The organism is Veillonellales bacterium, assembly GCA_039680175.1.
GTDB lineage: Bacteria > Bacillota > Negativicutes > JAAYSF01 > JAAYSF01 > JBDKTO01.
The window spans coordinates 21,554-29,066 of sequence record JBDKTO010000032.1 but is presented as its reverse complement, the minus strand read 5'-3'; the positions used below and the strand labels follow the sequence as shown (position 1 = coordinate 29,066).

The following is a 7,513-nucleotide window of genomic DNA, read 5'->3' as shown; positions in this document are numbered from 1 at the left end:
TGTGACCGGCGCCGCCACCGTTATCCTGGCAATGGGGGCCGGAAAGAAAGCGGCGGCGGCTATCGACAACTATCTGAAAGAGAAAAAAGCGGTTGAGAACAAAGCCTGATTCAACGCTTAACGATATGGCTTGCAGTAATTGGCAATGGAAAATTTACATGATAATAAACATTGAGAGGGATCATTTCTTAAAAAAATGATCCCTCTCAATGTTGTGTTAGGGGCTCGAAATAAATCACCGGCCCAGCTGAAGGGCATCTTCAAGCGATTAATAGATTTTATCTATATGTTTTAGAATAGTATTTATATAATCATTAACTTTACGGAAGAATTTTTATTGAGGGATCAGGAGGCCCTATGCTATAATAAAACTGGTAGGACCGGTAGTACCATCATGATGAGAACGTCAAACTAAGTAACGCTTATGAACGGCCTTAAATAGTAAAAAAGATGGGACTGAATTGATATGCAAGATCAAATGACGCCCGCTCAAAGAGCGGCTGCTATTGCCAATGGTTCTGAGGTAGATAGATTGCCATGTAACCCCAATATGGCAAATGGAGTTGCCAGAGTCTACGGCTGCAAAATCTCCGAGTTTAATCACAATCCTAAGGTTATTGCCGAGGCACAAATGGCCGCGTATCGTAAGTTTGGCTGCGATAGCTTGCGTATTTTTACTGATTTATTCCCGTGGGCAGAAGCAATGGGTGCAACTGTTTCTTTTCCCGATGATGATACGGCTGATTTGGTAAAACCCGCAATTTCCAGAGTAGAGGACATTGATAAACTTCATTCGGCTAATCCCTATAAGGACGGACGGCTGCCAGTGCAACTGGAAGCAATGAAATATCTAAGAGAGCTTGCGAAGGATGAAATAAAATGTTCTGCCGGTATCGTAGGAGCATTTACTAACGCATTTTTTCTGTTAAATACAAATGAAACGCTAAAGCTTATCCGCAAAAATCCTGAAGCTGTACATAAGCTGTGTCGGGTTTCCCTTGAAACCTGTAAAGCGTATGCCAAGGCAGCATTGGATATCGGCTTGAATCCAACGATATCAGAACCGATGTCATCTTGTACGGTAGTCAGTCCAAAGGTTTTTCGCGAATTTTCTCTCCCTTATCTTAAAGAGTTTGTAGATTTTATAAAAAGCTATGGGTCTAATCCAGTTGTGCATATCTGTGGTCAGACTAATAAGATATGGAAAGATGTTGCTGATTTGGGTATTGGCGGTATCAGCATCGATAATGTAGCCAGCTTAAAGGAATGTAAGCTTGCTGTTGGTTCGCAAACCAAAATTATGGGCAATGTGGATCCAGGTGGAATCATGTATTCGGGAACGCCGCAGGATGTTCGCCTTAAAACATTAGAGGGAATTCTTGATGCGTATGATTCTCCTAAAGGCTATTTGATTATGTCTGGCTGCAGCTTACCTGTGGAAACGCCTTTTGAAAATATTCAAATGATGATGGATACTGTTCGGGAGGTTGGGTATCCTGTTTGTCCGGAGCGTGTTATAGAAATGATTGATCAAACTAAGAAAGGACTGGATTGAGATGAATAACAAGGAAGAGTCATTAAAATCATTATCGGAATGCGTAGTAGAAATGGAAGATGAAAAAATTATTTCAATAGCAGAAGAATATATAAAAGCCGGATATCCAGCTTTCGATGGTATTCTGTATGGTTTGGTAGACGGAATGAATAAAGCTGCCGACTTGTATGAAAATGAAGAATATTTTATTCCTGAGCTCTTGATTTGTTCTGATGCAATGTACAATGGGCTGAATGTTTTACGTCCGTATTTAAAAAAAACTGATTTTTCGCAAAAAGCCAAAGTGGTCATAGGCGTCGTCGAAGGCGATACGCATGATATTGGGAAGAATTTGGTGAAAATTATGCTGGAAACGGCAGGATATGAACTTATCGACTTGGGACGTGATGTTCCTGCCGGATCTTTCGTTGATACTGTTAAAAACACCGGAGCAAGTGTAGTGGCACTTGCCACTTTAATGTCCACTAGCACTAATAATATGAAACGGGTTATTGATTTATTGAAGGAAGAAGGTCTGCGTGGGAATGTAAAGGTTGTTGTAGGCGGAGGACCTATTTCACCGGCTTTTGCCAAGAAGATAGGTGCTGACGGATATTCAGAAAGTGCTGTGGAAGCAGTTAAATTGGTTAATAGTTTAGTTGACGCATAATTTGTTATAAACTGCATATTTTCTACAATCTATTTTTATATACTACTATATAGTGGTGAAATAGGTGGTTAAAATGAAACAAAAAATGACACAGAAGCTGCGACTGAGTGCCGCAGCAAAAAAACAGCCGGTAGATCGTCCGCCCTGTATCTGTCCTGGCGGAATGATGAATATGATGTTTGCTGATATTATGGAACAGGCCGGATGTCTATGGCCGGAAACACATAACGATGCTAAAAAGATGGCAGAACTTGCCTATGCACTCAATCAGGCAGATGGGTTTGAAAACTACGGCGTTCCTTTCTGTATGACGGTGGAAGCAGAGGCGATGGGGGCAACTGTTAATATGGGCAACCGTCTATGCGAGCCGCATGTAGTTGAATCGCTTTTGACTTCCTGTGTCCAGATAGAAAAAATTAAACCGTTGGATTTGCAAACTGGCAGAGTGGCAACTGTGCTGGACGCAATTACTATCCTAAAGGGGAAAAATCCTGCTGTACCGATTATTGGAAATCTTACAGGTCCAATAAGCGTTGCCGGCACACTGCTGGATATGTCTCTTTTGCTGCGGGAATTCAGAAAATTCCCCGCCGATGCTCAACGTTATTTGGACATTATTTGCGACAACCTGATCGTTTTTGGCAAAGCTCAAATTGAGGCGGGCGCAGATGCTATTTGCATATCCGAACCAAGTGGTACGGGAGAGATTTTGGGACCACAGAATTTTGCAAATTTCACAGTAAACTGCTTAAATAAAATTCTTGATGAATTGAATGTTTCTGTAAAAATCGTACATATCTGCGGCCGCTTAAAAAGCGTGTATGATATTATTCCCCAAATTCACTGCGACGCCTTTAGTTTTGATGCAGTTGTCCCAATTGCCGAGATTAAAAAGCATGTGACAACTCATGCGGTCATGGGAAATATCAGCACCTTTGCATTAGGCAGCATGCAGCCGGAAAAGATTGCATCGCTTGTAAGCGGTGCGCTGACACAAGGGGTTGATATTGTCGCTCCTGCTTGTGGTTTGTCTACTACAACGCCTTTAGTTAACGTGCAAACTATGGTAGATGTCACAAGGACAATATAACAAGCAGAAAGGATTATATTTATGGAATTCGTTGATGTGAAGTGTCCGTTGGTATCTGATAAGTGTGGATTTGATGAAAAGTTTGTTGCGCAAGTGGGGCTGGAATTCCCGCAAGCCTATACTTATGCAGAAGGGATTGCGAAAATTGCAAAAGTCGTTCGCGAACTGGAGCAGGGTGCGATTTGTATGATTCCATTCTGTCATACTGTGGAGGCGGAAAATTACGGCGGCAATATCAAGCTTGGCAATGCAATGATTGGACCGAGATGTAATACGCCCATTTATGCCTCGGCAGAGGATCTCCTTACGTTACCTGAGTTCGATTTTGGGAAGGGAAGGCTGGGGGAGGTCATTAAGGCGATTTCTCTTTTGAAAGCACAAGGTGAGCCAGTGGGTGTTGAAATTTGCGGTCCTATCACTACGCTTAATAACTTGATGGATATGGCGAAGCTGTTTAAAATTTGGCGAAAAGAACCAGAAGTAGTCACTGTGACCATTGAGAAGATGAGAGTAGAACTATTGAAGTATATAGAGAAAGCACTTGATGCTGGTGTGAATTTTATATCATTTGAAGATCCCGCGGGAGGACTCAATATCCTTGGACCAAAATATTTTGAGCAACAGGGGAGAAACTTTTCTTATCCGTTTATTCAGGATGCGCTGAAGCTTATTGCCGGAAGATGTGTGATGAATCTATGCCCAAAGACAACATTACAACTTGTATCGCTTGGTTTTGCCCAGTGGGATGAGTTTGATCTTCCAGAGAAGATGACGTATGCAAAAGCATGTTTGGAATTGCGGGGAAAGATCAAACTGGCAGGCAATATCTGTATTCAAAATCACAATATGCTGCTTTCAAATAAAAAAATGAAGAGCTTGAAATTGCTGTAGTAAAGGAAATGAATACAAATGGTTAAGATTGGAATTCCACGCATCAATAAGAATATTATCACAGATAGTCAGGATAACCTTTTGGCCATTTTACTTGATAACCATGTATTTATAGAGAGGCCCTGCGGTGGGCGCGGAAGTTGTGGAAAATGCAAAATAAAACATATTTCAGGCGACTTGTCACCTCTCGGCGAGGATGAAAAAAAGCTTTTAACAGAACAAGAACAACAAGAGGGAATACGACTTGCTTGTTGCCTGTATCCTCAATCAGATTTGTTGATTGATGTTATAGCTCAGGAGCAAAACCACAAAGTACTCAAGGACGGATATGTACCCAAATTTCAGCAAAATCCAGCTATTCGGAAGCGTGTGATCGAAATTCCAAAACCTACGATTGAGGATCAGACGCCATACGAGGATTTGTTCAAAAGAGAACTCGGAATTGACCACATAGATTTTGAAATTATGCGAAGCTTAAAGATGGAATCTGGTACTTTTACTGCGGTGTATCATATCAATCAATTGATTGGTATTGAGAAGGGGAATACGTCGCTATCATGCTATGGAGTTGCGGTTGACATTGGGACAACAACGGTTGTAGCTTCTGTTATTGACCTGAATACAGGGGCTGAAATTGATAGCGAAGCAGATCTTAATGCGCAGAAAAATTTTGGGCAGGATGTATTGACGAGAATCAGCTACGTACAGGAAAATGAGGACCGTGGAATCAGAGATTTACAAAAGGCAATTGTGGATTTACTAAATGGAATGATTAAGACGATTTGTAGCCGCAGGGGAATTGATCATAATCATATATATGAAATGTCTGTAGCGGCGAATTGTACGATGATGCATATGCTGCTGGGGGTGGAACCGCTAGCGATTGCTGCTGCGCCTTATGCCCCTATCTTTGTTGAGGGGAAAAATATCTCTGCTCAATCAATTGGATTGGTGAACGTGTCCCGCTTTGCAAGGCTGAATTGCTTGCCAGCGGTGTCCGCTTATATCGGCGCGGATATCGTAGCCGGTGCTTATGTAGCTAATTTACAAAATGCAAAAAATAGAATTTTGTTTATTGATATCGGAACCAATGGGGAAATTGTACTCTCGGACAAGGGTCGGCTTGTCGCCTGTTCCTGTGCAGCCGGACCTGCGCTTGAAGGTATGAACATTAGCTCGGGAATGAGAGCCGCGGATGGTGCGATTGAGGAAATTAAAATTACAGAAAGTGGTATTAAACTTGAGGTGATTGGCGGGGGTAACCCAATAGGAATTTGTGGCAGCGGAATTCTTGCAGCCATTCGAGAGTTGGTAAAAAATAAATTTATTACGCCGAATGGTATGATTATCAAACGTAATTCGATTGATGACTCGGATTTTAGATACCAATATATCGAGGTTAATGGGAAAAAGCGAAGTGTTTGCATCACCGGCGGGGTTAAGAAGATAACCATCACACAAGGGGATGTACGACAAGTACAACTTGCCAAGAGTGCAATTCTCTCAGGGATTATAGCACTTGTTAATAAGATTGATATTCATATGTCTGATCTTGACGAAGTTATTATTGCCGGTCAATTTGGCGCACATTTACCGGCGAAAAGTCTTGTCGGTACGGGAATTATTCCATCGGAACTGAAAGAAAAGATTACCTATATTGGGAATTCATCAAAGGCAGGCGCATATATTTCTTTGCTGTCCGTGGAAGCCAGAAATGCTATGGAAAAATTGGCAAAAAAAATTGAGTACACGGAATTAAGTGTAGTCGATGGTTATGAACGACTTTTTATTGAGTGCTCGCGATTTAATGTTTAAAGCTGCGATTCTGCGAGAATCTTTGCATAAGAGGCGGTTGGAAATGCTTAGTCAAAAAGAAAGACTGCTGGCTAAACTGCGGGGGGAAAAAACTGACCGTTCGCCGGTAATCTGTACAGGCTGCGTGATGAATGCCGCCATCAGCGAAATTATGAATTATACAGGTCATACTTTGCCAGAAGCACATAACGATGCGGTGCTGATGGCGGCACTGGCCGGTGATATTTACGAATATACCGGGTTTGAAAATTTAGGGGTTCCTTTTTGCATGACCGTAGAGGCCGAGGTGTTGGGGAGTGAGGTGAACTACGGTACGTTGACTTGTGAACCGAAGATTACCAAAGAATTGTATGGTTCAGCCAAACTCGTCGTGACCCGAGATGTTGATAAGATGCTAAATAGCGGTCGTATCCCGAAAGTTGCTGAGGCTGTATCCATACTAGCCAGGCGCTTTCCGGATACCCCGATAGTTGGTAATTTGACAGGGCCGATTACTACGGCAGCTTCGCTGGTGAATCCGCTTAAGTTGCTGAAAGAGTTTAGCAAAAGTTCGGCAGAATGTCACCGGGTATTGGACTATGTCACTCGCTTGCTGATCGGTTTTGCAAAAAAAATGGCGGACAATGGCGTTACTGTGATTTCCGTCGGCGATCCGACTGCAACAGGAGAGATCCTAGGGCCGAAGATTTTCCGTGAGTTTGCGCTTTATTATAATAGCCTGATTGTTAAAGTTTTGAATAATTGCGGCATCCCGGTAATCGTTCATATTTGCGGCGATATAAACAGTGTACGCAGCCAGCTTCCGGAAATCGGAGCCAACGCCGTTAGCACCGATGCAATGATCAACCTGTGCCAATTGAAAGCCGATTTCCCCGAACTTATTACGATGGGTAATCTCAGCACCTATCAATTGGGAATTGGGTCAGTGGCGTCGGTAGTAGAACAGACTGCACAACTTGTCCGGGCAGGCATTGATATTATTTCACCGGCCTGCGGTTTGAGTACAGCAACTTCACTTGAACTTATCAGGGCAATGACCGACACTGTTAAGAGCGGGAATTAATTCATAATACAGACGGGAGTTATTTGACTCTGTTTTTTGTATTTGTTGTTTATTGGAATGAATTTTGCTCGTTATGACGAAAGGAGCAACTGTGATAAATAGAAAAGATGGAGTAAATAGAAGAACATTCCTCAAGACCACTGTGGCTTCAACTGTTGCCGTTGCTGCAGCCATGATGCCCGGCTCTCTATTCGCGGGACGTTTCCAGTCCGATTCGCTGCAAGTATGGTCCTGCGGAGGGTTGTCTGAGGCCTTTATGGAGGTTAATAACCTGTATGAGCAGAGAAACGGCATCCAAATCAATTATACAGGGGCGTTCGCGGGTGCATTGGGGAAATCGCTCCTAGGCGGGGCCGTCACGGAGGTCTTCGCCGGACGGGTGTTGCAATTGGCGCAAAAGCTGCGTAATTCCTATTAATGAGACTCTTTTTCCGCCCGGCCCGCTTACCT

7 protein-coding genes are annotated in these 7,513 nt (G+C 42.9%); all 7 read left to right on the top strand.

Annotated features, from left to right (window positions below; genetic code table 11):
* The first annotated feature begins 466 nt into the window (after window positions 1–466).
* The 7 genes from ABFC84_05490 (at window position 467) to ABFC84_05460 (ending at window position 7,481) form a co-directional block, all read left to right on the top strand.
* Window positions 467–1,555: a uroporphyrinogen decarboxylase family protein gene (locus tag ABFC84_05490; protein ID MEN6412207.1), complete on the top strand. Its 1,089-nt coding sequence runs from the start codon at window positions 467–469 to the stop codon at window positions 1,553–1,555.
* 1 nt (window position 1,556) lies between these two features.
* A complete protein-coding gene (locus ABFC84_05485) occupies window positions 1,557–2,204 on the top strand; it encodes a corrinoid protein (protein ID MEN6412206.1) in 648 nt (215 codons plus the stop codon).
* Window positions 2,205–2,277: 73 nt separating this feature from the next.
* On the top strand, window positions 2,278–3,294 hold the full coding sequence (locus ABFC84_05480) for a uroporphyrinogen decarboxylase family protein (protein ID MEN6412205.1): 1,017 nt from the start codon (window positions 2,278–2,280) through the stop codon (window positions 3,292–3,294).
* A gap of 21 nt (window positions 3,295–3,315) precedes the next feature.
* A complete protein-coding gene (locus ABFC84_05475; protein ID MEN6412204.1) occupies window positions 3,316–4,185 on the top strand; it encodes a uroporphyrinogen decarboxylase family protein in 870 nt (289 codons plus the stop codon).
* An 18-nt stretch (window positions 4,186–4,203) separates the two neighbouring features.
* Complete coding sequence (locus ABFC84_05470; protein ID MEN6412203.1) at window positions 4,204–6,000, top strand: ASKHA domain-containing protein; 1,797 nt, start codon at window positions 4,204–4,206, stop codon at window positions 5,998–6,000.
* A gap of 43 nt (window positions 6,001–6,043) precedes the next feature.
* Complete coding sequence (locus ABFC84_05465) at window positions 6,044–7,063, top strand: uroporphyrinogen decarboxylase family protein (GenBank protein MEN6412202.1); 1,020 nt, start codon at window positions 6,044–6,046, stop codon at window positions 7,061–7,063.
* Window positions 7,064–7,136: 73 nt separating this feature from the next.
* On the top strand, window positions 7,137–7,481 hold the full coding sequence (locus ABFC84_05460) for a substrate-binding domain-containing protein (GenBank protein MEN6412201.1): 345 nt from the start codon (window positions 7,137–7,139) through the stop codon (window positions 7,479–7,481).
* Window positions 7,482–7,513: the final 32 nt, after the last annotated feature.

Excerpts from the sequence above, each read along its gene's own strand:
- ABFC84_05490 (MEN6412207.1), top strand. The coding sequence starts at position 467 with ATGCAAGATCAAATGACGCCCGCTCAAAGAGCGGCTGCTATTGCCAAT.
- ABFC84_05485 (MEN6412206.1), top strand. The coding sequence starts at position 1,557 with ATGAATAACAAGGAAGAGTCATTAAAATCATTATCGGAATGCGTAGTA.
- ABFC84_05480 (MEN6412205.1), top strand. The coding sequence starts at position 2,278 with ATGAAACAAAAAATGACACAGAAGCTGCGACTGAGTGCCGCAGCAAAA.
- ABFC84_05475 (MEN6412204.1), top strand. The coding sequence starts at position 3,316 with ATGGAATTCGTTGATGTGAAGTGTCCGTTGGTATCTGATAAGTGTGGA.
- ABFC84_05470 (MEN6412203.1), top strand. The coding sequence starts at position 4,204 with ATGGTTAAGATTGGAATTCCACGCATCAATAAGAATATTATCACAGAT.
- ABFC84_05465 (MEN6412202.1), top strand. The coding sequence starts at position 6,044 with ATGCTTAGTCAAAAAGAAAGACTGCTGGCTAAACTGCGGGGGGAAAAA.
- ABFC84_05460 (MEN6412201.1), top strand. The coding sequence starts at position 7,137 with ATGACGAAAGGAGCAACTGTGATAAATAGAAAAGATGGAGTAAATAGA.